The following is a 25,843-nucleotide window of genomic DNA, read 5'->3' on the forward strand; positions in this document are numbered from 1 at the left end:
CCCGAGATGAGGCTTGAAGATGAGCAGCACTTGGTCCCCCACCGTGCGCCGCCGGATGTTCTGCCTGCTCCTCGCGGGTGGACTCACCCTGGGGGTGGCCGCCTGCGGTTCCGGTTCCGGTGAAGGCACCGGGGGCAAGGTCAAGATCACCGTGACCGGCCAGCCCCCGACCAGTCAGCCGTTCGAGCGTGGCGTGTTCGACGCCGACGTCAAGGAGTTCGAGGAGTCCCACCCGGACATCGACATCGAGCCCCACGAAGGGTTCATGGATCCGAAGACGTTCTCCGCCAAGCTCGCCGGCGGCCAGCTCGAAGACGTCTACTACGTCTACTTCACCGACCCGGCGCAGATCATCGCGCGCCGCCAGGCCGCGGACATCACCGAGGCGGCCAAGGGCCTGAAGAACTTCGGCGACATCAAACCGGAATTGCTGGACAACTTCCGGGACGCCGACGGCAAGCTCTACGGCCTGCCGACGATGAACTACAGCATGGGCCTGGTCTACAGCCGCCCGCTGTTCCAGAAGGCCGGGCTGGACCCGAACAAACCGCCGCAGACCTGGGACGAGGTCCGCGAAGCCGCGAAGAAGATCGCCGCGCTGGGCAACGGCACGGTCGGATACGCCGACTACAGCAAGAACAACCAGGGCGGCTGGCATCTGACCGCCTGGCTCTACTCGATGGGCAGCGAGGTCGCCCGCAAGGACGGCGACAAATGGGTCGCCGCGTTCGACAACGACAAGGCCAAGGCCGCCCTGAACCAGTTGCGCGCCATGCGGTGGGAAGACGACACCATGGGCAGCAAGCAACTCCTCGAAGCACAGGACGTCCAGCGTATGATGGGCGCGGGCCAGCTCGGCATGTACATGGCCGCCCCGGACAACGTCCCGGTACTGGTCAAGCAGTTCAACGGCAAGTACGAGGACTACGGCGTCGCCGGGATGCCGGGCGGGCAAGGCACGCTGCTCGGCGGCGAGGGCTACATGATCAACCCCAAGGCCTCGCCCGAGAAGATCAAGGCAGGCCTGGAATGGGTCCGCTGGAAGTACCTCAACCCGGAGCGTTTCGAGAAGCACGTCCAGCAGTACGTCGACGGCAAACAGCCGGTGGGGCTGCCCGCCGAACCGACCCCGGACGTCTGGCTGGGCGCCGTCCGCGACCAGCAGCTCGCGATCAAGGCCAAGCACGCCAACGTTCCCGCCGAGAACTATCAGTCCTATGTGGACTCCAGCTCGCGGATCAAGGGCAGTATCGAACCGCCGAACGCGCAGCAGGTCTACGCCGTTCTCGACAGTGTGATGCAGGCGGTGCTCACCGATCGGAACGCGAATGTCGATCAGCAGCTGTCGTCGGCCGTGTCGAAGGTCAACAGTGTCCTCGCCCAGGTCAAGTAGCGTCCTCGACTGGCCCGCGACACCGTCGTCGCGGGCCGGTCGCCCGGTCGCTTCGGCCGCCGAACGCCGCCGGAACCGGTTGCGCCGCAAGCTCAAGGAGAATCTCACCGCGTACGGCCTGTTGTGCGCCGCGCTCGTGGTGTTCGCGCTGTTCTCCTGGTATCCGATCGTGCGCGGGGTCCTGCTGAGCTTCCAGCAGGTGGACTTCGTCAACCCGCCGGCGTGGGTCGGCTTCGACAACTTCACCCGGCTGTTCGAAGACCCGCTGTTCGGCATCGCCTGGCGCAACACGCTGTTGTTCACCGTGCTCGCCCTGGTCTTCGGGTTCGTGGTGCCGTTCGTGACCGCGGTGCTGCTCAACGAACTGCGGCACGCCAAGGCGTTCTTCCGGCTCGCGGTCTACCTGCCGGTGATGCTGCCGCCGGTGGTCACCGCCCTGATGTGGAAGTGGTTCTACGACCCGGGTGCCGGTCTGTTCAACTCCGCGCTCGGCGCCGTGGGCCTGCCCGGCGGCCAGTGGCTCGACTCGAGCGACACATCGATGTTGTCGCTGGTGTTCGTGTCGACGTGGGCGAACATGGGCAGCACCACGCTGATCTACCTCGCCGCGCTCGGCACCATCCCCGGTGAGCTCTACGAAGCCGCCGAGCTGGACGGCGCCGGGCTGTGGAAACGCCTGATCCATGTCACGCTGCCGCAGACCCGGTTCGTGTTGCTGGTGCTGCTGTTGCTGCAGGTCGTCGCGACCATGCAAGTGTTCACCGAGCCGTACGTGATGACCGGCGGCGGGCCGGACGACTCGACCGTCACCGTGCTCCTGCTGCTGTACCGCTACGCCTTCGTCTACAACGACTTCGGCTCGGCCAGCGCGTTGAGCCTGCTGCTGTTCGTCGCGCTCGGTGTGTTCTCCGCGTTGTACGTGCGCCTGACCCGGAAGGCGGATCAGTCATGAGAACGCTCGTCTCCCCCAGCACGCTCCGAAGCCCGGGCGGCAAGATCGGGTACGCCGTGATCTTCGGCTGCACGCTGCTCCTGTTCGTCATCGCGTTCCTGTTCCCGCTGTACTGGGCGGTGACCGGCGCGATGAAGTCACCGCAGGAGCTGGCGCAGACGCCGGCGACATTCGTCCCGAACGAGTGGCATCCGGAGACCTTCGCCGACGCGTGGGACCAGCTGAGCCTCGGCAAGTACTTCGTCAACACCGTCATCGTCGCGGGCGGCGCCTGGCTGGCCCAGCTGGCCATCGACGTTCCCGCGGCGTTCGCGTTGTCGAAGCTGCGGCCGAAGTTCGGCAACGTCGTGCTCGGGCTGATGCTCGTGACGTTGATGCTCCCGGCGGCGGCGCTGCTGGTCCCCACCTACGTGACGATCACCGATCTGCCGCTGCTGGACATCAACCTGATCAACTCGCCGGCCGCGGTCTGGCTGCCCGCCGCCGCGAACGCGTTCAACATCTACCTGCTGAAACGGTTCTTCGACCAGATCCCGGACGAGCTGATCGAGGCCGCGCGGCTCGACGGCGCCGGGCCGGTGCGCACGCTGTGGCGCATCATCCTGCCGATCTCCCGGCCGATCCTGGCCGTGGTCTCGATCCTCGCGGTGGTGGCCGCGTGGAAGGACTTCATCTGGCCGCTGCTGGTGTTCCCGGACACCGAGAAGCAGACGCTGTCGGTGATGCTGCAGCGGGTGGCCATCGACATGCCGCTGAACGTGCTGGTCGCGGGCATGGTGCTGGCCAGTCTGCCGATGGTGGCGCTGTTCCTGGCGTTCCAGCGGCATATTCTCGCCGGGCTCACCGCCGGCAGTGTCAAAGGCTGAATTCTTCGCCGCATTCGGGGTATCCACGAACGACTGAGGAGGGCACTTCCGTGACCGCATTGGGGCAGTCCGCCGGATGGTGGCGGAGCGCGGCGATCTACCAGGTCTACATCCGCAGTTTCGCCGATGGGAACGGCGACGGCGTCGGCGATCTCGCCGGGGTCCGCGCACGGCTGGACTACCTGGCCGAACTGGGGATCGACGCGATCTGGTTCACCCCGTGGTATCCGTCGCCGATGGACGACGGCGGCTACGACGTCGCCGACTTCCGGGAGATCGACCCGCTCTTCGGCACGCTCGCCGAAGCGGAGGACCTGATCGCCGCGGCCCACGCCAAGGGGATCCGCGTGATCATCGACATCGTCCCGAACCACTGCTCCGACGAGCACCGCTGGTTCTCCGACGCACTCGCGGCGGCGCCGGGATCACCGGAGCGGCAACGCTTCTGGTTCCGGCCGGGTCGCGGGCCGGACGGCTCCGAGCCGCCGAACAACTGGCAGTCGCGCTTCGGCGGCTCCGCGTGGACCCGGGTCCCGGACGGCGAGTGGTACCTGCATCTGTACAGCTCGCGCCAGCCGGATTTCAACTGGGACAACCAGGACATCCGCGCAGATTTCGAGGACGTGCTGCGGTTCTGGTTCGACCGCGGGGTCGACGGGTTCCGCATCGACGTCGCCGACGGGCTGGTGAAGGACCCGCGGCTGCCCGACGTCGACCCCGGCGACGAGACGCCGTTCTCCGATCAGGAGGGGCTGCACGAGATCTACCGGTCGTGGCGCAAGATCGCCGACAGCTACCCGGGCGACCGGGTGATGGTCGGCGAGATGTGGCTGCCGGACATGTCGCGGGCCGCGCGGTACCTCCGCCGCGACGAACTGCACGCGGCGTTCAACTTCGATTTCCTGGTGTGCCCGTGGGATTCCACGCGGTTCCGGGACGTCATCGAGCGGACACTGGCGGCGCACGAGGAGGTCGGCGCGCCCGCGGCCTGGGTGCTGTCGAACCACGACGTCACCCGGCACGTGACCCGGTACGGCCGTGCGGGCGACACCGGTTTCGCGTTCGCCGACCGGCTGCACGGGACTCCGGTGGACCGCGAACTCGGGACCCGGCGGGCGCGGGCGGCGGCGTTGCTGACCATGGCGCTACCCGGTGGTCTGTACGTCTACCAAGGGGAGGAACTCGGCCTGTGGGAGATCGAGGACATCCCGGACGGACTGCGCCAGGATCCGGTGTGGACCCGGACGAACGGCGCCGATCCCGGCCGGGACGGCTGCCGGGTCCCGCTCCCCTGGTCCGGTGACGCGCCGCCGTTCGGTTTCGGCGCCGGTGGGACGTGGCTGCCCCAGCCCGAGGAATGGCGCTCCAGTACCGCGGAGGCGCAGGCGGCCGATCCGGCGTCGATGCTCCGGCTCTACCGCGCCGGTCTGCGCCTGCGGAGCGAACTTCCCGCGCTCGGCCCCGGCGATCTGGAGTGGCTGGCACTGGGCGACGGCGTGCTCGCCTTCACCCGGGAGCCGGGTTTCACCTTCGTGCTGAACTTCTCGGACCAGCCGGTGGCACTGCCGCCGCACCGCGAAGTGCTCATGGCCAGTGGCCCCGTCGAGGGTGAACTCCCCACGGACACGGCGGTGTGGCTGCGCACCTGATCAACGGCCGGTCGTGACCCGGCTGATCCGGCCGCGCATCCGTGCGCGGCCTGCCGGGTCACGCCACCGGAGGTGCCTGTCGAGCACCTCGCGGAGCACACCGCCGAGGACGAGGCCGTCGGTGTCGGTCTCGACGCAGGGGTGGTCGCGGAGCCAGTCGAACAGCTCCGAAGACCGCCCTCCCGGCAGCACGGACCGGAGGAGGTCTTCGGTGGTGTGATCAGCTTGCGCGCACACGTACAACGCCCACCGATGTGCTTCCGTCGGCGGGTCACCGGCCAGATGCGCGTAAACGGCGTCCACCACGTAGCGCGCCGCATCGGGCCGCGGTGACCTGCCGACCTCGGCGGCCAACGAGAGCGCGAACGGGTTTCCCGCCGCGAAGTCCACAATGGACCCACCTAACGCCGGGTCGACACCGCGTGCTTCGAGCAGCGCCACGGATTCGTTCTCGCTCAACGCTTCGAGCTTCCGGATCCGGATCCTCCCGGACCACGCCGGATCGACCAGCAAGGTGGCTTCCGGCCCCGTCCGGCTCGCGATCACGACCGTGGCGTCGTCGGGCAGGCGGCACAGGACAGCCGCCGGATCGTCGAGCCCGTCGAACAACCGCACCGGCTTGCCCATGACGGCCGCGTCGTCGGCGAACTTCCGCAGCAGGGTCGACTTCCCGATGCCGGGCGGTCCGGTGACGAACAGGACCTCGACACCGTCGGCCGGATCTTTCGCGAGCAGCCGCCGGAATTCCGCGCGTTCGCGCTCGCGACCGATGAACAACGGGGCCGAGTCACGGAGCCGGGGCGCCGGATCGTCCTCGGCGCGAAGCACCTTCTCGTGCAGCGCCCGCAGTTTCGGCCCCGGCCGGACCCCGAGTTCTTCGTCGAACAGCTCGTGGATCGAGCGGTAGAGTTCGAGCGCCTCGGCCCGGCGCCCGCCGCGATGCAGGGCGAGGAGATAGATCTCGTACAGCGGTTCCTCGAGGCGGTTCCGCTCGATCAGCACGGGTACTTCGGCCATCACCTCGTCGTGTTCCCCGAGTTCGAGGCGCAGCCGGAGCAGTTCCTGGGTGGCCGTCAGTTTCAGTCGCTCAAGGCGCGAGCGCTCCTGTTCGGCCGCTTCGCCGGGGACGCCGGCCAGCGCCGTTCCGGTCCAGAGACCGAGTGCGCGTTCCAGCAGCTTCGCCGCCGTATCCACGTTGTGCGCCTGACGCGCGCTCTCGATCAGCCCGGCGAATTCGACGGCGTCCACCTCGAAGCGATCCGGATCCAGCCGGTAGCCGCCGGACCGCGAGACGATCGCCGAACCCAAGCCCTGCAAGGAAAGCAGCCGCCGGAGACGGGAGATGTAAGTACGGATGACAGCCTCGCCGGTGGCCGGCGCCCGCTCGCCCCAGAGCCCGTCGATCAGCTCGGCGGTCCGGACGAAACTGCCCGCGTTGGCCAGCAGCAGCATCAAGACCGCCTGCTGCTGCGGCGAGCCGAGGTCCAGGCGGGTGCCGCCGCTGGTGAAACCGGGCGGGCCGAGCACGGTGAAGCGATACCGGACTTCCTGCGGCAGGCTGGACATGAGCGGAAAGTAGGCGAGCCCGCGCGACGGCCGCGAGCGTCGGACGACGTCATCGGCGTACGTCGTCCACCCATGACGTACAGGGATGACGTCGTCCGACGGTCGCCGCCGTCAGGGCGGGATTCCTACGGTTGCGGCATGTCTGAAACCACGTACACCGCCGTCGCCACTTCGACCGCGGAAGGCCGCAACGGCGGCCGGGCGACCTCCGACGACGGCGTGCTCGACGTCGGCCTCGCCGTCCCCAAGGCCTTCGGCGGCTCCGGCGACGGCACGAACCCCGAGCAGCTGTTCGCCGCTGGCTGGGCGTCGTGCTTCGTCGGCGCTGTCCGCCGCGTCGCGGGCGTCAAGAAGGTCAAGCTCGACGACCTCGCCGTCGTCGCCGAGGTGACGCTGCACCACGACACCGAAGCGGGCGAGTTCCACCTGAGCGCGGTGCTGCACCTGGAGGCCACCGGAATCGACCAGGCCACCGCCGACGAGCTGGTCCAGGGCGCGCACCAGGTGTGCCCGTACTCCAAGGCGACGCGGGGGAACATCGAGGTCACGTTGGACGCGACGGTCGCGTAGCAGAGATGTCGTGAGTGATTCGGGCCGTTCTAACGGCCCAGATCATTCACGACATCTTTCAGCTCGGCCCGGGACTTCACCCCGAGCTTGGGGAAGATCCGGTGCAGGTGCGTGCCGACCGTCCGGTGTGACAGGTAGAGCCGCTGCCCGATCTCCCGGTTCGTCAGGCCCTCCGCGGCCAGCTGCACGATGCTCAGCTCGTGCGGGGTGAGCTTCTCCCGCGCGTCGGGGCCGCGGTGGGGGCTGGACTCCCCCGCGCTCCGCAGTTCACGGCGCGCGCGTTCGGCCCACGCGGTCATGCCGAGCGCGTCGAACGTCTCCCGCGCGGTGCGCAGATGCGCCCGCGAGTCCACGACGCGCCGCTGCCGCCGTAGCCATTCGCCGTAGGCCAGGTGCAGCCGCCCGCGTTCGGCGGGCCAGCCGTCCAGCTCCGCCCGGAGTGCGGTCTCGAACAGTTCGTCGCTCGGTTCGAGCACGGCGCGGGCGAAGCGCAAGCCGATGTGCAACGCGGGCGACGGCGTCTTCAGCGCGAGCCGTTCCATCTCCGCGACGATCTCGCGCAGGGCCTCGACCTGCCCCGCCCGGACCGCGACCTCGGTGAGTTCCGCGACGAAATAGACGCGCAGCGCCTGCTGGAAGGCGGGATCGGCGGGGTCGAACAGGCGCCGCAGATCGGCGAACGCGTCGTCGAAACGGCCTTCGCTCGACGCGGTGATCCCCCTGGCCAGCTGCACGGTCGCCAGCACCGGACGGGCGCCGGCGGCGAGCGCGGTCCGCTCCGCCTCGTCGGCCAGCGCCTTGGCCTGTTTGTGGTCACCCCGCAGCGCGGCGATCTCGGCCTGTACCGCGGTGGCGAGGCCGTACATGAACGGTTGCCCGGTCTCCTTGGCGAATTTGGCCGCTTCCGCCGCAATGGGCACGGCCGCGGCGAGGTCACCGAGCCGGACCCGGCTCCACGCCTGGACCGCCAGCGCTCGCGGCAGCAGGCCGAGCCTGCCTTGTGCCCGCAGCCCCGGCGCCGCGGCCGCCGAGAACCGGGCCGCCAGATCGACCGCGCCGACCTGCAGCGACGCGCTGCCGAGAAACCGGTCGACCTCGGGGTCGGCACCGGTGGCGGCGGCCAGTCCACGCAGCTCGCCGAGCACGGATCCGGCCCGGTCGAACGGCGCCACGTAGGCGGCGACGGCGACCAGGCGCGGGTCCGAGTTCTCGACCGGGAGGCGGTCCGCGACGGCCAGCAGCGTTCGCCGCGTCTCCTCGCCGGGTTCGGCCCAGAAACAGCGCATGGCGGCACCCCACAGGACGCGCATCGCCGGATCCGGCTGCCCGTCCTCCGCGACCGATTCGGCCAGCCGCGCCAGTTCCGCGATCCGCGACAGGTCTTCGCGGACGCCGTCCTCGAACCCGCTGAGCAGCCAGCTCGCCGTCGCTCCCTGCCGTGGCGTGAGATCTCCCGCGCGGGCGTCCCGGACGAGCCGTTCCGCCGTCTCGCGGCCGCCGGAATCGACGGCCAGCTCGGCCGCGCGCAGCAACCGGTCCGCCCGCCGTTCCGGGTCGGCGCTCAGCAGCGCCGCTTGCTCCAGCGCGGCGACGGCGGCCGTCGCTCCGCCTCGGTGCCGGGCGCGATCGGCGGCGTGCTCCAGTTCCCGGGCCACGTCCTCGTCGGCGCCGGTCGCGGCGGCCGCCCGATGCCAGGCGCTCCGATCCGGCTGCCCGCGGAAGACGTCGGCAAGGCTCAGATGCGCGCGGCGCCGCTCCTCGAACGGCGCCGAAGCCGGGATCGCCGAACGCATCAACGGATGCCGGAACGAGACCGCACGGGCTTCGAGGTCGATCAACCGGGCATCGGCGGCCGGCGCCAGCGCCGACGGCTCGATGTCCTCGCCCAGCAACGCGCCCGCCGCCGCGAGGGTCTCGGCGAGCGAGCACGTCTCGTTGAGCGCGGCGACCAGCAACGTCGTCCGGGCCGGCTCCGGCAGCGTGGTGAACCGGGCGCCGAACGTCCGCTCGAGCCGTTCGGTCAGCGGCAGCACGGGCTCGGGCACTTCGGTCACGGCCGACGGCAACTCGGTCAGGGCCAGCGGATTCCCGGCGGCCTCGGCGAGCACCCGTGCCCGGACCGGCGAGGAGAGCCCGGGGGCGACGGAGTCGAGCAACTCGGCGGCCACGTCGCCGGGAAGGCGCTCCAGGTCCATTGAGGACAGTCCCGCGTCGCGCAGCGGCGACGGCTCCCCGTCCCGGACGGTCGCGATCAGCACGATCGGCTCCGTCTCGATCCGCCTGGCGACGAACGCGAGCGCGTCGGCGCTCTCGCGGTCCATCCAGTGGACATCCTCGGCGACGATCAGCAATGGCTTGGCCGCCGCCTCGTCCGACAGCAGTGTCAACGCGGCGAGCCCGACCAGATACGGGTTGGGCTCCGCCCCTTCGGCGAGCCCCAGCGCCGCCCAGAGCGCGGACCGCTGCGGCGCGGGCAGGCTGTCCGCACCCGCCCGGTTCGGATGGAGCAGCTGGTGCAGGGCGGCGTACGCGAAGTTCCGTTCGGCCTCGACGCCGGTCGTGCGCACCACCCGCAGGCCCCCGACCGTCGCGGCGGCCACCGCCTCCGCCACTACAGCGGACTTGCCGACGCCCGGCTCGCCCTGGACGAGGACACCGCCGCAGCCCGCGGCCGGCCCGTCGACGAGCTCGGCCAGGTCCTTCAGCTCGGCTTCCCGTCCGAAAAGCGGCATGGTGCGGCATTCCTCCCGTCGGCCGTGGGCGGCCGCCCGTCCGACGATACCCAAACCGTCCGGTTAGGACTCCCCGGCGGCGTCCACAGGATGTAGACGGCGTGTCGACACGGTCGGCCTAGCTTCGGGAAAGTGATGAGACGCAAGAAGTTGTTCCTGGCGGCGGCACCGCTGGCCGCCCTGCTGCCGCTGGTGCTGACCTCGGTCACGCAGACGGCGCCCGCCGAAGCGACGGCGACGGCGTGCGCGGCGGTCCCCGTTTCGGCGCCCGAAGGCGCGCGTATCCAGTCCGTCCGGGCCGAACAGAAGCCCGGCGGGACCGTCACGTTCCCGCCCACCCCGTTCTCGGCCCCCGCCGCGATCACGGACGTGCCCGCGTACTGCGAAATCACCGTCACGCTGACCCACGGCACGGCGGGCGACCACGTCAAGGTCGCCGTCGCGCTGCCCCGGACCGGGTGGACTGGCAGGCTCCAGGCGGTCGGCGGCAGCGCCTACACCGCCGGTGACTTCGGTGCCCCGCTGGTCCAGGCCGTCAAGGACGGCTACAGCGGCGTGACGACCGACGCCGGTGTCCCGCTGACGTTCCTCGACACTTCGTGGGCGCTCACTCCCCAGGGCGAGATCGACAAGCCGCTGGTGACGAACTTCGCGACCCGTTCCGTGCACGAAGCGGCCCTCGTCGGAAAGGACGTGACGCGGAAGTTCTACCAGCGGGAAGTCGCCTACTCGTACTGGAACGGCTGCTCGACGGGAGGCCGTCAGGGCTACTCCGAAGCGCAGCGGTACCCGGGAGACTTCGACGGCGTCCTCGCGAACGCGCCCGCCGTGCACTGGGCGGAGTTCGCGGTCGCGACCCTCTGGCCGCGGGTCGTGATGAACCAGGAGAAGACCTTCCCGGCGCCCTGCGTCTTCACCGCCTTCCAGCAGGCGGCGATCAAGGCCTGCGACGGCCGCGACGGCGTCACCAACGGCATCGTGGACCGGCCGGACGAATGCGGTTATGACCCCAGATCGCTGATCGGCACGAAGGTGCTCTGCAACGGCAGGGAGGTCACCGTCACTGCGGCGGACGCCGAAGTCGTCCGCAAGATCTGGGCCGGGCCGTCCGACGAGCGCGGACGACGGCTTTGGGCAGGCCTCCCCCAGGGTGCCGACTTCGGCCCGGTGACGACCGCTCCCGGGTTCCCGGTGGCCACCGGCTGGGTGCGGACGTTCCTGAAGAAGCAGCCCGAATTCGACACCGAAACGCTCACCTATCGCCAGTTCGCCGACCTGTTCCGCCAGTCGGTGCGGGAGTACGACGACGTCATCGGGACCTCGGACCCCGATCTGTCGGCGTTCCGCCGGGCGGGCGGCAAGCTGATCACCTTCGTCGGCACCGACGACCAGCTGATCCCGCCGGGCGGCACGCTGCGGTACCGCCACGAGGTCGAGCGCGAGATGGGCGGCCCGAAGCGGGTCAACGACTTCTACCGGCTGTTCCTCGCGCCGGGTGTCGCGCACTGCTCCGGCGGCGCGGGTGCCGCACCGACGAACGCGCTGGGCGCGCTCGTCGACTGGGTCGAACACGGCAAGGCGCCGTCGACCCTGCCCGCGGCGAACGCCGACAAGACCGTCACCCGCGATCTCTGCCCGTATCCGCAGGTCTCGCGCTACCGCGGCCATGGTGATCCCGCGGTGGCCACGAGCTATCGCTGCGCCGGCCGCTGAGGCCCCGCACACCAGTGCCCGTCGTGCCGTCGCCCCCTCCGGCACGACGGGCACTTCCCCACACTGTGAGAAGTTCCGGCGTTCCCTTTGCCAGACCCCTCAAAAGTACGGTATTGACGACAGTGGACACCGGGTCGAAGCACCTCGAGCACCGGTGCCACATTTCTCCCGGTAGCGGCTGAACCGTTGCACCGCAACGAAAACGCCACCCGGATCCGCACGGATCACCGCCATATCACCCCGCGTTCCGGCCGGGCGATATGACCCAAATGGTATGTACCAGTTGCGTGATCCGCCTCGTACGGTCGGGGACGAATCCCCCTCCCCCGCCCGTTTCGAGGAAAGCGTTGAAATGAACAGAAAGATCTTAGCCGCCACAGCCGCGGCCATAGCCGGGGCAGGCCTGGTCACGGCCATCGCCCTCACCCCCAACGCGAGCGCCGGTCAGCAGGCCACCACCGGTGACCAGGTCCAGTCCGAAATGCTGGCCGCGATGGCCCGCGACCTGAAGATCAGCCCGGAGCAGGCCAAACTCCGGCTCGCGAGCGAACAGCGCGCCGCGGTCGCCGACAACACGCTGAAGAAGCAGCTCGGCATGTCGTACGCCGGATCTTGGCTCGACGGCTCCGGGACCACGCTGACCGTCGCGGTCACCGACGCCGCCGTGGGCGACCTGGTCCGTGCCGCGGGCGCCACCCCGAAGACGGTCGCCCGCAGTGCCGCGGATCTCGACGCGGCGAAACTCCGGCTCGACGCCAAGTCCGCCAAGGCACCGAAGACCGTGCCGGGCTGGTTCACCGACGTCACCACCAACTCGATCGTCGTCCTCGCCAATGCCGGTGGCGAAGGCGCCGCGAAGGCGTGGGCCGCCGAGGCCGGTGTGCCGTCCGACCTGGTCCGAGTCGAGGCCAGCGCCGAACAGCCGCGCGCGCTGATCGACATCATCGGCGGCAACGCCTACACCTTCGGCTCGGGCCGCTGCTCCATCGGTTTCGCGGTCGACGGCGGCTTCGTGACCGCCGGGCACTGCGGCACCACCGGCACCCGCACCTCGAACCCGAGCGGGACCGTCGCCGGCTCCAGCTTCCCCGGCAACGACTACGCCTGGGTCCGCGCCGACGCGGGCAACACCCCGCGCCCGCTGGTGAACCGCTACCCCGGCACCGTGCCGGTCGCCGGTTCGACCGAGGCCCCGGTCAACTCCTCGGTGTGCCGCTCCGGCTCCACCACCGGCTGGCGCTGCGGCACCATCCTGCAGAAGAACACCTCGGTCACCTACCCCGAGGGCACCATCACCGGCCTGACCCGGACCAACGCCTGCGCCGAGCCCGGCGACTCCGGCGGTTCGTGGCTCACCGGCGACCAGGCGCAGGGCGTCACCTCCGGTGGCTCCGGCAACTGCACCTCCGGCGGCACCATCTACTTCCAGCCGGTCTCGGAGATCCTGAGCGTCTACAACCTGCGTCTGACGGTCAGCGGCAACCCGCCGTCCAGCACCACCACGACGCCGACCACGCCCACCACCCCGACCAGCCCGACGACGTCGAACCCGCCGGGCGGCACCTGGGCGCCGTACACGTACTACGGCTCCGGCGCGACCGCCAGCTACGGCGGCAGCAACTACCGGGTCATCCAGCCGCACACCTCCATGCCCGGCTGGGAACCGCCGAACGTGCCCGCGCTTTGGGAACTCGCCTGACCTGGACCGCCCCCGGCGACCTCACCTCGCCGGGGGCGGCTCCTCCCCCTGACGACGGCGCGCTGACGGCGGATCTCGAATCCCTCGTCCCCCGCGCCCGCCGCGGCGACCCCGCGGCGACGAACGAGTTGATGACCATCGTCCAGCCGGTGGTCGCGGACTACTGCCGGAGCCGGGTGGACGGAACGGACGCGGACGACGTCGCGCAGGAGACCTGTCTCGCCGTGCTCACCGCGTTGCCCACCGCGCGGACCACCGGCGGTTCCTTCCTCACCGCCGTGCTCGGGATCGCCGCCAGGAAAGTCGCCGCCGCTTTCCGGCGGCGGGCAAAGGACAGGTCGGAGCCCACACCCGATCCGCCCGAACACGCGACACCCGAACCCAACGAACCGGAACGGCAGGCACTCGCCGCCGACGGCCACGACCGGTTGACGCGGCTGATGAGCACCCTGCCCGGTATCCAGCCGGAAATCCTCCGGCTGCGGATCACGGTCGGCATGACGGCGCCCGAGGCAGGCGCGGTCCTGCGGGTGAGCCCCGGACTGGTCCGGGTCGCCCAGCATCGCGCCCTGCACAAACTCCGCACGATCATCAGCGAGGACGACCTGTGATCAGCCCCCTGATCGGTCCCGGGGACGGCCACACCTGGCCGGTGGAGATCGACGTCCGGCATCTGCGCCTCCTCGACGCCATCGCGTCGGCGGGCAGCATCGCGAAGGCCGCGACCGCGCTCGGGCTCTCCCAGCCCGCGTTGAGCGCGCAACTCCACCGCGTCGAGCGGGCACTGGAACGGACGGTGTTCGAACGCGACCGGCACGGCGTGCGGCCCACCGCGCTCGGCGAGGTGCTGCTGAACCACGCGCGCCGGGTACTGGCCGCGGCGGACGACCTCGAACGGGCGATCCGCCGGTTCCACAGCGCGCCTTCCGAGGGACTGCTCCGGATCGGCGCGCTTCCGACCGTCTTCGCCGAGACACTGAGCGGCGTGGTCGCCGCGGCGACCCCCGACCGTCCGGTCGAACTGCTCACGGTGACCAGCCGGACGGCGCTGTTCTCGGCGCTCCTCGACGGCACCGTGGAATTGGCGCTGTACGTGGATCACCCCGGGCAGGAGATCGTTCCGCCCGACGGTGTCCACCTGCTTCCCGTCGGCACGGAGCCGGTCTTCGTGGTCGTATCGCCGGACCATCCCGCCGCAGGACGCGGCGAAGTGTCCCTGTCCGAGCTCGGCGGCTCGGTCTGGCTGGTTCCGTCGGGCGAGGACGACGAGTTCCCCGAGCACCTGGCCGACCAGTGCGCCCGCGCCGGCCTCGGCGCGATCACCGTGCGGAAGCTGGAGCCGACGGTGTTGCGGCAGACCGTCCGGCGCGAACCCCGCGCGGTGGTGCCTGCCCGCTCCCTCGACTCGGGCACGATCCCGGACTCGGTGGTCGCGCTGCGGGGTGTACCGCTGCGGACGCGGCATCTCCTGCTGTGGCGGGACGGCTCGTCCGTCGACGTCCCCGCTGTCCGAAGTGGACTGATGCACGCGATCACCGAGCCCGGCGCGATCCGGCATCGGCTTCCCGAATGGGCGGCGGCCAACCCCGGCTGGCTCGGCACCTGACCGGATTCAGCGCTGGATGCAGTCGAGTCCGAGACCGAAAGCCGTGAGCACGTACTGACAGATATGCGTCGCGTGCGCTTCGTCGGTCTCGAGGCAGCCCACCGGCACGCCCAGCAGATCGACCGCGCACGACGCGTAGAATTGATTCGGGCTGCCGGGCACCGGATCCGCCATGGCGGGCGAGGCGGTGACGGCGCCCAAGAACGTGACCGCGGCCGCCAGTGCGGCGATTCGAGTCTTCATCGTGTCCTCCCTTTCCGTCGATGCCCCCGAGTTCCCCGGATCCGGCCGGTTCACCTGGCGATCACCGGAAAGTGTCACGGTGACTTACACCGATGACGTCGTCCGACGGGCGCCGCGGCCCCTTCGGCCGTCCTAGCGTGAACGCATGCCCGCACTGGGAAAAACCGCCCTCGTCGCCGCCGTTCTGCTCACCGCCGCCTGCGCTGCCCCCGCGCCCGCTCCCCCGGTGACCGCTCCCCCCGCCGGCTGGTCGCCCGCTCCCGTGGCGCCTCTGCCGTCCCAGCCGCCGCCGTCGCTGGTCGTGGACGAGCCGTTGCCCGAACAGCTGGCGATGGGCCTGGTCGTGCTGCGCTATCGGGCGGAAAACCTCCGGATCGTCCCGGTGTACGGCCCCGCCGCCCTGGACGTCTCGCCCCGGATCGGCCATCTCCACGTGACCGTCGACGACGCGGCGTGGCACTGGGCGGACGGCAGCGGGGAACCGCTGATCATCCAGTCACTGCCCGCGGGACCGCACAAGGTGTGGATCGGTCTCGCCGACCCGACGCACAAGATCCTCGACCAGAAGACGGTGAACTTCGTCGTTCCCGCCCACGCCGGACACCACTGAGGAGACGTTTTCATGACACTGGACCAGTACTATCTGCTCGGCCGTTCCGGACTGCGCGTCAGCCGGATCGCACTCGGAACGATGAACTTCGGCACCGGCGGTTTCCACGCCGCGTACGGGAAGTCCGAGGACGAGGTCCGCCCGATCTTCCGCAAGTACCTGGAGGCGGGCGGGAACTTCATCGACACCGCGGACTTCTACACCGCGGGTGAAAGCGAGACCATCCTCGGCCGTCTCATCGCCGAAGCGAAGGTGCGCGACCGCGTCGTGCTCACCACCAAGTACACCAACAGCGTCGACCCCGGCGACCCGAACGCGGGCGGCAACGGCCGCAAGCATCTGATCCGGGCGCTGGAAGCGTCGTTGCGACGGCTGGGCACCGACCACGTCGACCTCTTCCTGTTGCACACCTGGGACCGCGTCACCCCGGTGGAAGAGGTGATGCGCACGTTCGACGACCTGGTGCGCGCGGGAAAGATCCGCTACGCCGGGCTCTCCGACGTACCTGCCTGGTACGCCGCCCGGGCGCAGAGCTTCGCCGAGGCGAACGCGCTCACCCCGGCCGTCAACCTCCAGCTGCCCTACTCGCTCGTGGAACGGACGATCGAGACCGAACACGTGCCGATGGGCCGGCACCTCGGACTCGGCATCACCGCGTGGAGCCCGCTGGCGGGCGGATTCCTCACCGGCAAGTACCGCCAGACCGGCGAGACCACCTCCGGCGACGGCAGGCTGAGCGACCCGGGGAACGCCGGGAAGTCGTGGACCGACCGCGACTGGGCACTGCTGAAACCGCTGGAGAAGGTCGCGGACGAACTCGGCGTCACGATGGCCCAGGTCGCGATCAACTGGGTCGCGACCCAGCCGGGCGTCGCGGCCGCGATCGTCGGGGCGAGCAGCGCGGACCAGCTGGGCAAGAGCATGGCCGCGCTGGACTTCACCCTGCCGCCGGACCTGCGGGCACTCCTCGACGAGGCCGGCGCCGTGCCGCCGGAATCGGTGTACCGGATGTTCACGCCCGCGTACCAGAACTGGGTGATCAGCCCCGGGGTGAAGGTCGGGGACAAGCCGGCGGGATACGCGCCCGCGGTGCGGAACTGGTGATCTGACCGCTGGTGTGGCCTGGGTCTGTTGCCGTTTCGCGGCAATGGGTCGTGGGGCCGCTCGGCGTTGCCGGCGTGTGGCGACGGACGCCGGTGACCATGTCGCGAAGCCGGCCGATCTCGCCGCCGTCCGTGGGTCGTCGCCGATTCGCGGCGACGACCCACGGCTGGTCCCCGGCGCGTCCCGACCCCACGCCTCCTCGACACTTCCGGCTCGTCGCCGTTTAGCGGCGACGACCCCCACCGAGTCTGTCGCCGACTGCCGGCAAACCACAGGCAGACAGTATAGATCGTTATACAGTCAGCTCCGCGAGACCGGCCCATGGGGCTGCGCTCACCCGGTCGTAGATCGCCCGCAGCCACGGCTGCCGAACGGCCGGAAGCCGCGCCAAGGTATACAGGAATACATCCGGAGTGGGACGAAAACGGTTACGCGGGCGCTTCGGCAGCGGATCGTCTCGCAGGACGCCCGTCGGCATCACCCCGGAGACCGGGACCGTCACCGGGTCGTGGCCGAAAGCCAGCCACGTCCACACCTCGGCGGCGACCGGCACCACGTCGGCCGCGCCGGAGTGCGGCCACGACCGTCCGGTCACCGGATGCCGTGGCACGAGCGCGATGTCGTCGGTTTCCGGCAATCCGGGGCCGGCGAGCGCCAGGTTCCGGCGCGGCGGTCCGGGAGGAAGCAACAGGGCGAGCGCGGGGCCGAACACCTCGGCGACAAGGCCGTCCTCGAGGGCGATCGCCCTGCCGCCGGAAACCGCGAGCAGATGCGCCAGCGCCTCGGCGATCGCCGCCTCCCAATACAGACTCCATGCGCCCTCGGGCCCGACCGGCGGCACACCTTCGACGGTCTCATCGAAGATTTCAGGAGTTTCCTCGCATCGCACGGCATCCGGAAGGAGCCGCACGGCCTGCCAGAGTGAGCAGTCGTCGATCCGGGTCCCCACCTCCAGTCCACAACGGGCGCAGGCGAGATTGGGACCGTCGCGACCGTCGACTCCGTAGCAGTCGCCGTCGCACTTCTCCGGGATCAGCACGGTTCCCCGGGTGTCCCCCGGGGCGACCACGATCGTCCCGGCGAGCCCGCACGAAAGCGAGGCGACGGGAGCGAACAGCCCACGGGCTTCGGCTTCGGCCTCGTCCCACGGCCGCCAAGGCGGGCCGAACGGCTCGGGATCGATGGCATGAGTTCCCGCCCGCATGAGCGGCGGAAGCAGGACGTGTCCAGCGCGGCTATGGGCATGCACCGGGAGAGCGACCCGGCAAACCGGCACGGTCAGGTCAGCGGCACACCCCGCACAGGTGAACACGGCCACCGGTCCTCCCCCAAGCCAGGACACTCAGATTACGCCGGCCCGAGGAACTCCCCCGCCACCGCCGCGAACTCCTCCGGCCTGGTGCGATGCACCCGATGCCCCGCGTCCTCGATGGTCACCAGGCGGCAGTCCGGGATCAGACCGCACATCCGCTCCAGCGACTGCCGGGTGACATGACTGGACGGCCCGCCGCTGACCAACAGGGTCGGCGCGGTGATCGCGGCGAGCCGATCCCACCAGGCCGGATCAGGCGTGCGGAGTTCGGCCATGATCGGGTCGATCAGCCGCCAGTCGAACGGTAACGGCTCGGGCGGCTCCTGCGCGGGAGCCAACGGCTCCAAGGACTCCAGAGGTGGCGGCGGAGTGTCCTCGACGACCAGCCGCCGGACGCGTCCCGGTAGGCGCTGGGCGAGCAACACGGCGACCCGGCCGCCCAGCGAATGGCCGACCAGATCCGCCCGCTCGCCCAGCAGATCGGCCACTCCGTCGGCCATCGCCGCGAGCGAATACCTCTCGGCGTGGGCGCTGTCGCCGTGTCCCGGCAGATCGACGGCCAGCACACGACGGCCGGCCAGCCGGGCGCCGAAATCGGCCCAAGTACCCGATCCGCTGCCCAAGGCGTGCAGCAGGACCACGGGCACACCGGCCCCCGGCCCCGTCTCCCGAACGGCGAGCGTCACGCCCGCAAGTGTGCCCGGTCCGGCGCGACGGCGTGCTGGAGCGGCTCCCCGAGCACGAACCGCCGCAGCTCAGCAGCCACCAGCTCGCCCATCCGGGCGCGTTCGGCGCCCAGCGCGCCCGCCAGGTGCGGGGTGAGCACCACGTTCGGCAACGTGTACAGCGGCGAGTCCGGCTCGGGCGGTTCGGGCCAGGTGACGTCGAGGATCGCCGTGATATCGGGACGCTCGCGCAGCACGGGGACGACCGACGGCTCGTCGACGACGGCGCCACGGGCGGTATTGATCAAGGTCGCGCCGATGCCCATCCTGGCCACCAGTTCCCCGTCGACCAGCCCTTCGGTCTCCGGGAGCAGCGGCGCGTGCAGGCTGACCACGGGACACGTGGCGAACAGTTCGTCCAGGCCCACCAGCCGCACGCCGAGACTTTCCGCCGTCGCCGGGTCGACGACGGGGTCGCTGGCGAGCACGTCCACGTCGAAACCGCGCAAATGGGACGCGACGAGAGCGCCGATCTCGCCGAGGCCGAGCAGGCCGACCCGCGACCGGTAGGCACCCGCGACCCTCGGGTCCGGCGGATAGGCCCGGCGCTCCCGGATCTCCCGGGAGATCCGGTGCACCTGCTTGAGTCCTAAGAGGACCTGGGCGAGGGTGAACTCGGCGACCGGCACGGCGTTCGCGGCCGCGGCCGACACGATCGGCAGCTCGCGCGCCCAGAACTCGGGCGTGGTCAGCGGCCGGACCGAGCCGGCGGCGACGAGCACGGCCCGCAGGTCCCGCGCGTGTCCCAAGAGGACGGAGTCCAGTACCGGGGCACCCCAGCCGGACAGCAGGATCTCGACGCCTTCCAGTGCCGCCGGGTCCTCCGCCAGCCGCTCACGGGTGAGCGGCTCACGCAGGTCCACCAGCGTTTCGATCTCCTTCAGCACCGTCTCGGGATAAACGTCGTCGCGGCGGCGTTCCTCCATCACGAGAAGTGCCGTCGGCCGGTGTCGCAGCTCGGTCATTCCTACCTCCGCGGCGACCATACATCGGATGCTTACCCCGGTCCACGCGCGGCGAGTCCCGCGCAAAGGCAAACACGGGCGATTGGAATTCGTAATGATCGGACCATTGACCGGAGACCGGGAAAGCGCTTACCGTCCCCTCCGAGGTAGACAGCGTGGTCCACAGTGAACAGGAGAAGCGATGCGGAAATCGCGGTGGATCGGCGTGGGACTCACTGTCTCAGCGCTGGTCCTTTCGGGCTGCTCGGCAGGCCCCGCCGGAACGAACGTCGCGCAGGACACCAAGGCACCCTTGGAACTGTGGACCCGGACGACCCCCGGCGGCGCCGGTGAGCAGGCCACCAAACGGCTCGCGGAAGCCTTCGAGAAGGCCACGGGGTTCAAGGTGCAGGTCACCGCGATCTTCGACGACTTCGAGACGAAACTGGCCCAGCGCGCCGCCCAGCGCGACCTGCCGGACATCGTGATGAACGACGTCACGCAGCTGGGCACGCTGAAGAGCCAGGGCCTGGTCCGCGAGGTCGAACCGGGCAAGATCAAGCACGCCTCGGAGCTCACCGAGCAGGCGCTGAAGTCGAACCAGACCGCGGACGGCAAGCTGTACGGCCTGCCCTACAGCGCCCAGGCCTCGGCGCTGCTCATCCGCAAGGACTGGCGGGAGAAGCTCGGCAAGGGCGTCCCGCAGAGCTGGGCCGAGCTGGCGGACCTCGCCAAGGCCTTCACCACCGGCGACCCCGACGGCAACGGCAAGGCCGACACCGCGGGCCTGAACGCGACGCTGTCGACCAAGCGGGGCTACGCCTCCTGGTACTTCTCGAACTTCCTCTGGGCCGCCGGCGGCGACTTCATCTCCGAGACCGGGGGTGGCAAGTACAAGCCGGCGATGAGCACGCCCGAATCCGTGGCCGCGGTGCAGTGGTTCCGCGACCTCGGTTGCAAGGACAACGTCATCCAGCCCGGTTCGGTCACCATGCCGACCCCCGCGACCAACGAGACCTTCGAAGCGGGCAAGGCCGGCATGTACGTCGTCGGCCCGTACCTGCTGCCGCGGTTCGACAAGTCGCTCGGCAAGGACAAGTACGAGGTCGTCCCGATGCCGAAGGGCGCCAAGAACGCCGACGTCCTCGCGGAGGGCCTGTCGATCTACATGATGGCCGGTTCGCCGAACCAGGCCGGGCAGGACGCCTTCGGTGACTTCGCGATCTCGGTCGACGGCCAGAAGATCGGCATGGAGGGCGAATCGGCCTTCATCGTGCAGCTTCCGGTGAACAAGAACGTCGACATCACCCAGGTCCGTTCCGACCCGCGCTGGAAGACCTACGCCGAGATCTACACCAAGTCCGGCCACTACGCGCCGTCCATCCCGAACTGGACGCCGGTCCGCCAGGACACCGCCGACACGATCAGCGCGCTCGTCGCCGACTGCAAGCTCGACCTCAAGGCGGAACTGTCCAAACTCGACACCAAGCTCACCGCGACCTTGCAGCAACAGGGGATCAGCGCCTCATGACCGTAGATCACGCCAAGCCGGCGGCCGTCGGCGCGGACCGTCCCGCCGTCAAGCGGACGCCCGCGCCGAAGGCCCGCAGGCGCAGCGACCGCGACGGGAAGTGGTGGACGCCGTGGCTGTTCCTGGCCCCCGCCCTGATCCTGTTCGTGTACTTCAAGTTCATCCCGATGTTCACCGCGGTGACGATGTCCTTCCAGGACGTCCAGCCGTACCTGGGCAACACGTGGGTCGGCGGGCAGAACTACGGCACCGTCCTCGGCGATGAGGCGTTCCACTCCGCGATCTGGCACACCATCGTGATCGCGGTCGGGCAAACCGCTGGGTCGATGATCATCGGCCTCGCGCTCGCCCTGCTGATGGAGGGCCAGAGCAAGCGGCTGAAGTTCCTGCGGTCGGCGGCGTTCCTGCCGGTGGTCGTGCCGATCGCGGTGGTCGCCGAACTGTGGCGCATCATGTACCACCCGACCGAGGACGGGATGCTGAACTCCATCCTCGGCCTGGTCGGGATGGGCCCGTCGGGCTTCATCAACGATCCCGACAGCTCGATGATCTCGGTCATCATCACCGGGATCTGGCGCGGCGCCCCGTACGACATGATGATCTTCCTCGCGGGCCTCGCCGGAATCGACCGGGGCCTCTACGAAGCGGCCACTGTGGACGGTGCCTCGCGCTGGCGCAAGATCCTCCACGTGACGCTGCCGGGCCTGCGGTCGGTGTTCTCGATCCTGTTCGTCCTCGCGGCGATCCGCGGCCTGCGGGTGTTCACCGAGGTGTTCCTGCTGACCAACGGCGGGCCGAACGGCTCGACCGAGGTGGCGATGACCCTGATCTACAAACTCGGCCTGGAACAGAACCGGCTGGGCGTCGGCGCGGCGGGCGCGGTCCTGCTGTTCCTCGCGACGCTCGTGCTGACCTTGTTCGTCCAGGTGCTCCGACGGAGGCGAGACGCATGACCGCGGCCAACGATTCCGCACTCGGCCTCGACGCCGTCAAATCGCCGGGCGGACGGATCCTGAAGTTCGTCCTGTACGCCCTGCTGCTCCTGGTGTTCGCCGGACCGCTGCTGGCACTGCTGGTCAGCGCGTTCAACAACGTCTCCGATCCGACGGCGCTGAGCGTGATCCCGTCCAGCCCGACCCTGGACAACTTCGGCATCGCCTTCGACCTTGGCGTGGGGATGTATCTCCTCAACTCGTTCCTGGTGGTCGGCTTCGGCCTGCTGCTGCAGGTCGTCATCTCGGTGCTGGCCGGATACGCGCTGGCGCGCAAGAAGTTCCGGTTCATGACCTTCGTGCTGGTCGCGATCCTGGCGACGCTGATGCTGCCGGAGGAGATCCTCGCGATCCCTCTGTCGCTGATCCTGTCGGATCTGCCGGTGGTGCATCTGAACCTGATCGGCAGCCTCGCCGGGATGATCGTGCCGCTGGGCGCGTGGGCCTTCTCGATCCTGGTGATGACCGAGTTCATGAAGGACGTCCCGCGCGAACTCGAAGAGGCGGCGCGGATCGACGGGGCCGGCGACCTGCGGATCTTCGCGCAGATCATCCTCCCGATGTGCAAGCCCGCGCTCGGCGTGATCGGTGTCTTCGGCTTCACGATGATCTGGGACCAGTATCTGCTGCCGTTGCTGGTGTCGACCGACTCCTCGACCTACACCTTGCCGCTGGCCCTGCGGACCCTGCGGATCGACACGGACGTCACGCCCGGCGTGATCATGGCCGCGTCGCTGCTGGCACTGCTCCCGTCGGTCGCCGCGTTCCTGTTCTTCCAGCGTTCGTTCGTCCGCGGCCTCGCCTCGGGCGCGCTCAAGGGCTGACCCACCATCACCACAAGGAGCGATCCTGCAGTGAGTTCCACCGCCTGGTTCACCCACGACCGGTTCGGGATGTTCGTCCACTGGGGACTGTATTCCCTCGCCGCCCGGCACGAATGGGTGCAGAACCGTGAGAAGCTGACCGACGAGCAGTACCGGGTGTACTTCGACCACTTCGAGCCGGACAAGTACGACCCGCGTTCCTGGGCGCGCGCCGCGAAGGCCGCGGGAATGACCTACGTCGTGCTGACCACCAAGCACCACGACGGTTTCTGCCTGTGGGACAGCGACCTCACCGACTTCAAGGTGACGAACACGCCGTACGGCAAGGATCTGCTCGGCCCGTTCGTCGAGGCCTGTCGTGAAGAAGGGCTGAAGGTCGGCTTCTACCACTCGCTGATCGACTGGCACCACCCGGCTTTCCCCGTCGACGGCACCCATCCCCGCCGTGACGACGCGGAGTACATCGCGGCGCACCAGTACGCCGACATCGCCGAGTACCAGCTCTATCTGCACGGCCAGGTGCGCGAACTGCTGACCCGTTTCGGCACGATCGACTATCTGTTCTTCGACTTCTCCTACAAGGGCCGCAAGGAATGGTGGGGTGGCAAGGGTCCGGACGACTGGGACTCCCCCGGCCTGCTCGCGCTCGTCCGCGAACTCCAGCCCGGCATCCTGGTCAACGACCGCACCGGGATCCCGGGGGACTTCATCACCCCGGAGCAGTACCAGCCGTCCGGCCCGATGACCCGCGACGGCGTCCCCGTGGTGTGGGAGGCGTGCCAGACGCTGAACGGCAGCTGGGGCTACGACCGCGACAACCTCGACTACAAGAGCCCGGAACTGCTCATCCGGATGCTGATCGACGGCGTGTCCAAGGACGGCAACCTGCTGCTCAACGTCGGCCCGAACGGCCGGGGCGAGATCGACCCGCGGGCGCTCGAGGTGCTGGCCGAACTCGGGCGCTGGATGGACCGGCACGAACGTTCCATCCGCGGTTGCGGGCCCGCCGAGTTCACCGCGCCCGCCGACGGCCGCTACACCCAGCGTGCTGACCGGCTGTACCTGCACCTGTTCAGCTGGCCGATGAACCACGTCCACCTGCCAGGGCTCGCCGGGCGGGTGCGCTACGCCCAGCTGCTCGACGACGCTTCGGAAATCCGGCAGGTGCACACGGATCCCGGCCAGACCGCGCAGAACACCCAGATGGGCGGGCAGCCGGAAGGCACGCTCACCCTCAAGCTCCCCATCCGGAAACCGGACACCCCGGTGCCGGTGATCGAACTGTTCCTGACCGAACAAAGCCCCGCCGCCGAAACCCTCCCCACCGATTGAGCACGGAGGCATCATGGATCGCAGAAGGTTCCTCAGCGGCGCCACCCTCGGCGCCGCGCTGATCACCGTCCCCTGGGTCACCGCGGGCACGGCGTCGGCCAAACCGACGGGACTGTGCGCGCTGAACGTCAGTTCGCTGACCGAACTGCAGAACGCGATCAACAAGGCGGGTCCGGGTGCCGTCATCACCGTGAACAACGGCACCTACACCGTGCCCACGGGCAAGCCGATCAGCATCAAGGGCAGGCGCGGCACGAAGGACCAGCCGATCACCATCGTCGCGCAGTCCCGCGGCGGCGTGACGCTGAACGGTGAGCAGAGCTTCGTCTTCGACGACTCCACCGGCGTCACGATCAGCGGGTTCAAGTTCCGCCAGAGCACCACGCTGGAGATCCCGCCGAACTGCTCGCGGATCCGGCTGACCCGCAACGATCTCCAGTTCGCCGACATCGCGGGCCTGCACTGGGTGATGGTCCGCGCGGACAACAGCAAGATCGACCGCAACCACTTCCACCACAAGACCACGCTCGGCGTCATGCTCTGCATCGAGGGCGCGGACGAGGACAAGATGGCGGCGGACGTCGAGGTCTTCCGGAACTACTTCTCCGACCACACCTTCGCCGGCGACAACGGCGGTGAGCCGATCCGGCTCGGCGTCAGCCCACGCGCGCTCACCACTGCCGGCGCCAAGATCGAGTTCAACCTCTTCGAACGCGCGAACGGCGACCCGGAGGCGATCTCGGTCAAGTCGTCGGGCAACTTCATCCGCAACAACACCATCCGGAACAGCCTGGGCGGCATCGTGCTGCGCCACGGGAACAAGTCCGTCGTCGAAGCCAACTTCATCCTCGGCGGCAAGGAAGGCATCCGGATCTACGGCAACGACCACAAGATCGTCAACAACTACATCGCCGGAGTGTCCAGCAACGCGCTGGTCGTCGGCAGCGGCAGCGTCCGGGACCACTTCCCGGGTGAATCCAAGGAATCACGGCGCGGAAACGACGCGGCGGACCGCGTGCTCATCGCGCACAACACGCTCCTGAACAACAGCAGCACACTCTCCGGCGAGACCAAACGGACGATCGAACCGCGCGACTGCACGATCTCCGACAACATCTTCGTCGGCAGCAACGGCGACCTGGTCGCGATGAGCACCACGGGCAACTTCACCTGGTCCGGCAACATCCTGTGGGGTTCGGGCGGGGACGGGAACATCCCGGCCGGCACCTTCCGCCGGGTCGACCCGAAGCTCGTCCAGGGCAGCGACGGCGTCTCGCGGCTCGCCGCGGGCAGCCCCGCGATCGACGCGGCGACCCTGGGAGGCGCGCCGGTCACGCTGGACATCGACGGTCAGGCTCGCGGCAGCCTGCGTGACGTCGGCGCCGACGAGTACTCGACGGCCGCCATCGCCAACCGGCCGCTCACCCCCGCGGACGTCGGCCCCGGCGCTCCGTAGCCGGGCGGTCGACATCAGAGCCGG

Annotated in this window: 22 protein-coding genes; 16 read left to right on the forward strand and 6 right to left on the reverse strand. The window is 69.5% G+C overall.

The genetic code is table 11. The annotated features are described in order from the left end of the window. Window positions 1-19: 19 nt before the first annotated feature. From DMH01_RS19455 to DMH01_RS19470, 4 genes are read left to right on the forward strand one after another with little or no spacing between them, the layout of a single operon-like run. Window positions 20-1,393: an ABC transporter substrate-binding protein gene (locus tag DMH01_RS19455; protein WP_125678630.1), complete on the forward strand. Its 1,374-nt coding sequence runs from the start codon at window positions 20-22 to the stop codon at window positions 1,391-1,393. Continuing rightward, entirely contained in the window at window positions 1,371-2,345 is a 975-nt protein-coding gene (locus tag DMH01_RS19460; RefSeq protein ID WP_125678631.1) for a carbohydrate ABC transporter permease, read from the forward strand. The genes DMH01_RS19455 and DMH01_RS19460 overlap by 23 nt, the downstream gene beginning before the upstream one ends. Then, window positions 2,342-3,211 carry a carbohydrate ABC transporter permease gene (locus tag DMH01_RS19465; RefSeq protein ID WP_125678632.1) on the forward strand — a complete coding sequence of 290 codons (870 nt, stop codon included), beginning with the start codon at window positions 2,342-2,344 and terminating at the stop codon, window positions 3,209-3,211. The genes DMH01_RS19460 and DMH01_RS19465 overlap by 4 nt, the downstream gene beginning before the upstream one ends. A gap of 50 nt (window positions 3,212-3,261) precedes the next feature. Beyond that, a complete protein-coding gene (locus tag DMH01_RS19470; RefSeq protein ID WP_199745540.1) occupies window positions 3,262-4,860 on the forward strand; it encodes a glycoside hydrolase family 13 protein in 1,599 nt (532 codons plus the stop codon). On the opposite strand, the gene DMH01_RS19475 is transcribed toward DMH01_RS19470, so the two are convergent. Then, window positions 4,861-6,426: a BTAD domain-containing putative transcriptional regulator gene (locus DMH01_RS19475; protein ID WP_125678633.1), complete on the reverse strand. Its 1,566-nt coding sequence runs from the start codon at window positions 6,424-6,426 to the stop codon at window positions 4,861-4,863. It lies immediately after the preceding gene. Between the two features lie 138 nt (window positions 6,427-6,564). On the opposite strand from DMH01_RS19475, the gene DMH01_RS19480 reads away from it, so the two are divergent. After that, complete coding sequence (locus DMH01_RS19480; protein WP_125678634.1) at window positions 6,565-6,996, forward strand: organic hydroperoxide resistance protein; 432 nt, start codon at window positions 6,565-6,567, stop codon at window positions 6,994-6,996. A gap of 29 nt (window positions 6,997-7,025) precedes the next feature. On the opposite strand, the gene DMH01_RS19485 is transcribed toward DMH01_RS19480, so the two are convergent. Next, the gene (locus DMH01_RS19485; RefSeq protein WP_125678635.1) at window positions 7,026-9,728 is read right to left on the reverse strand and encodes a LuxR family transcriptional regulator; all 2,703 of its coding nucleotides are present in this window, start codon (window positions 9,726-9,728) and stop codon (window positions 7,026-7,028) included. Between the two features lie 135 nt (window positions 9,729-9,863). Between DMH01_RS19485 and DMH01_RS19490 the strand changes: the two genes are divergently transcribed. The 4 genes from DMH01_RS19490 to DMH01_RS19505 all read left to right on the forward strand — a co-directional run bounded on the left by DMH01_RS19490 (window position 9,864) and on the right by DMH01_RS19505 (window position 14,746). Continuing rightward, entirely contained in the window at window positions 9,864-11,441 is a 1,578-nt protein-coding gene (locus tag DMH01_RS19490) for a tannase/feruloyl esterase family alpha/beta hydrolase (RefSeq protein WP_125678636.1), read from the forward strand. A gap of 352 nt (window positions 11,442-11,793) precedes the next feature. Then, window positions 11,794-13,140 carry an alpha-lytic protease prodomain-containing protein gene (locus DMH01_RS19495; RefSeq protein WP_125678637.1) on the forward strand — a complete coding sequence of 449 codons (1,347 nt, stop codon included), beginning with the start codon at window positions 11,794-11,796 and terminating at the stop codon, window positions 13,138-13,140. Continuing rightward, window positions 13,125-13,751, forward strand: coding sequence for a sigma-70 family RNA polymerase sigma factor (locus tag DMH01_RS19500; protein ID WP_233621593.1), 627 nt, complete (start codon window positions 13,125-13,127; stop codon window positions 13,749-13,751). The genes DMH01_RS19495 and DMH01_RS19500 overlap by 16 nt, the downstream gene beginning before the upstream one ends. Further along, entirely contained in the window at window positions 13,748-14,746 is a 999-nt protein-coding gene (locus DMH01_RS19505) for a LysR family transcriptional regulator (RefSeq protein ID WP_125678638.1), read from the forward strand. Before DMH01_RS19500 ends, DMH01_RS19505 begins: the two co-directional genes overlap by 4 nt. Window positions 14,747-14,752: 6 nt before the next feature. Here the strand turns inward: DMH01_RS19505 and DMH01_RS19510 are convergent, their stop codons facing one another. Beyond that, entirely contained in the window at window positions 14,753-14,989 is a 237-nt protein-coding gene (locus tag DMH01_RS19510) for a hypothetical protein (protein ID WP_125678639.1), read from the reverse strand. Window positions 14,990-15,134: 145 nt separating this feature from the next. On the opposite strand from DMH01_RS19510, the gene DMH01_RS19515 reads away from it, so the two are divergent. Both DMH01_RS19515 and DMH01_RS19520 read left to right on the forward strand, forming a co-directional pair. Next, window positions 15,135-15,599, forward strand: coding sequence for a DUF6130 family protein (locus tag DMH01_RS19515; protein WP_233621594.1), 465 nt, complete (start codon window positions 15,135-15,137; stop codon window positions 15,597-15,599). 12 nt (window positions 15,600-15,611) lie between these two features. Further along, window positions 15,612-16,703 carry an aldo/keto reductase gene (locus DMH01_RS19520; RefSeq protein WP_125678640.1) on the forward strand — a complete coding sequence of 364 codons (1,092 nt, stop codon included), beginning with the start codon at window positions 15,612-15,614 and terminating at the stop codon, window positions 16,701-16,703. A 292-nt stretch (window positions 16,704-16,995) separates the two neighbouring features. On the opposite strand, the gene DMH01_RS19525 is transcribed toward DMH01_RS19520, so the two are convergent. The 3 genes from DMH01_RS19525 to DMH01_RS19535 form a co-directional block, all read right to left on the reverse strand. Beyond that, window positions 16,996-17,952: a hypothetical protein gene (locus DMH01_RS19525; RefSeq protein ID WP_233621595.1), complete on the reverse strand. Its 957-nt coding sequence runs from the start codon at window positions 17,950-17,952 to the stop codon at window positions 16,996-16,998. A 98-nt stretch (window positions 17,953-18,050) separates the two neighbouring features. Beyond that, entirely contained in the window at window positions 18,051-18,701 is a 651-nt protein-coding gene (locus tag DMH01_RS19530) for an alpha/beta fold hydrolase (protein ID WP_233621596.1), read from the reverse strand. Next, window positions 18,698-19,705 carry a hydroxyacid dehydrogenase gene (locus tag DMH01_RS19535; protein WP_125678642.1) on the reverse strand — a complete coding sequence of 336 codons (1,008 nt, stop codon included), beginning with the start codon at window positions 19,703-19,705 and terminating at the stop codon, window positions 18,698-18,700. The genes DMH01_RS19530 and DMH01_RS19535 overlap by 4 nt, the downstream gene beginning before the upstream one ends. Window positions 19,706-19,886: 181 nt before the next feature. Here DMH01_RS19535 and DMH01_RS19540 point away from each other — a divergent pair, with 181 nt between their 5' ends. Genes DMH01_RS19540 through DMH01_RS19560 form a run of 5 tightly spaced genes read left to right on the forward strand, consistent with a single transcriptional unit; the run spans window position 19,887 to window position 25,819 of the window. Beyond that, entirely contained in the window at window positions 19,887-21,215 is a 1,329-nt protein-coding gene (locus DMH01_RS19540) for a sugar ABC transporter substrate-binding protein (RefSeq protein ID WP_125678643.1), read from the forward strand. Next, the gene (locus DMH01_RS19545) at window positions 21,212-22,168 is read left to right on the forward strand and encodes a carbohydrate ABC transporter permease (protein ID WP_125678644.1); all 957 of its coding nucleotides are present in this window, start codon (window positions 21,212-21,214) and stop codon (window positions 22,166-22,168) included. Before DMH01_RS19540 ends, DMH01_RS19545 begins: the two co-directional genes overlap by 4 nt. Beyond that, window positions 22,165-23,031, forward strand: a complete 867-nt coding sequence (locus DMH01_RS19550) for a carbohydrate ABC transporter permease (RefSeq protein WP_125678645.1) — start codon at window positions 22,165-22,167, stop codon at window positions 23,029-23,031. The genes DMH01_RS19545 and DMH01_RS19550 overlap by 4 nt, the downstream gene beginning before the upstream one ends. 30 nt (window positions 23,032-23,061) lie before the next feature. Continuing rightward, window positions 23,062-24,363, forward strand: coding sequence for an alpha-L-fucosidase (locus tag DMH01_RS19555; protein WP_125678646.1), 1,302 nt, complete (start codon window positions 23,062-23,064; stop codon window positions 24,361-24,363). A 13-nt stretch (window positions 24,364-24,376) separates the two neighbouring features. Beyond that, on the forward strand, window positions 24,377-25,819 hold the full coding sequence (locus DMH01_RS19560; RefSeq protein WP_125678647.1) for a polysaccharide lyase 6 family protein: 1,443 nt from the start codon (window positions 24,377-24,379) through the stop codon (window positions 25,817-25,819). Window positions 25,820-25,843 lie beyond the last annotated feature (24 nt).

Origin of the sequence: Amycolatopsis sp. WAC 04182, assembly GCF_003947465.1 — a bacterium.
GTDB lineage: Bacteria > Actinomycetota > Actinomycetes > Mycobacteriales > Pseudonocardiaceae > Amycolatopsis.

Bases quoted from the DNA above. Each gene is read 5' to 3' on its own strand.
- DMH01_RS19480 (WP_125678634.1), top strand. From the start codon at position 6,565: ATGTCTGAAACCACGTACACCGCCGTCGCCACTTCGACCGCGGAAGGC.
- DMH01_RS19550 (WP_125678645.1), top strand. From the start codon at position 22,165: ATGACCGCGGCCAACGATTCCGCACTCGGCCTCGACGCCGTCAAATCG.
- DMH01_RS19510 (WP_125678639.1), bottom strand. From the start codon at position 14,989: ATGAAGACTCGAATCGCCGCACTGGCGGCCGCGGTCACGTTCTTGGGC.
- DMH01_RS19545 (WP_125678644.1), top strand. From the start codon at position 21,212: ATGACCGTAGATCACGCCAAGCCGGCGGCCGTCGGCGCGGACCGTCCC.
- DMH01_RS19475 (WP_125678633.1), bottom strand. From the start codon at position 6,426: ATGTCCAGCCTGCCGCAGGAAGTCCGGTATCGCTTCACCGTGCTCGGC.
- DMH01_RS19520 (WP_125678640.1), top strand. From the start codon at position 15,612: ATGACACTGGACCAGTACTATCTGCTCGGCCGTTCCGGACTGCGCGTC.
- DMH01_RS19560 (WP_125678647.1), top strand. From the start codon at position 24,377: ATGGATCGCAGAAGGTTCCTCAGCGGCGCCACCCTCGGCGCCGCGCTG.
- DMH01_RS19455 (WP_125678630.1), top strand. From the start codon at position 20: ATGAGCAGCACTTGGTCCCCCACCGTGCGCCGCCGGATGTTCTGCCTG.
- DMH01_RS19490 (WP_125678636.1), top strand. From the start codon at position 9,864: ATGAGACGCAAGAAGTTGTTCCTGGCGGCGGCACCGCTGGCCGCCCTG.
- DMH01_RS19540 (WP_125678643.1), top strand. From the start codon at position 19,887: ATGCGGAAATCGCGGTGGATCGGCGTGGGACTCACTGTCTCAGCGCTG.
- DMH01_RS19515 (WP_233621594.1), top strand. From the start codon at position 15,135: ATGCCCGCACTGGGAAAAACCGCCCTCGTCGCCGCCGTTCTGCTCACC.
- DMH01_RS19485 (WP_125678635.1), bottom strand. From the start codon at position 9,728: ATGCCGCTTTTCGGACGGGAAGCCGAGCTGAAGGACCTGGCCGAGCTC.
- DMH01_RS19535 (WP_125678642.1), bottom strand. From the start codon at position 19,705: ATGACCGAGCTGCGACACCGGCCGACGGCACTTCTCGTGATGGAGGAA.
- DMH01_RS19495 (WP_125678637.1), top strand. From the start codon at position 11,794: ATGAACAGAAAGATCTTAGCCGCCACAGCCGCGGCCATAGCCGGGGCA.
- DMH01_RS19465 (WP_125678632.1), top strand. From the start codon at position 2,342: ATGAGAACGCTCGTCTCCCCCAGCACGCTCCGAAGCCCGGGCGGCAAG.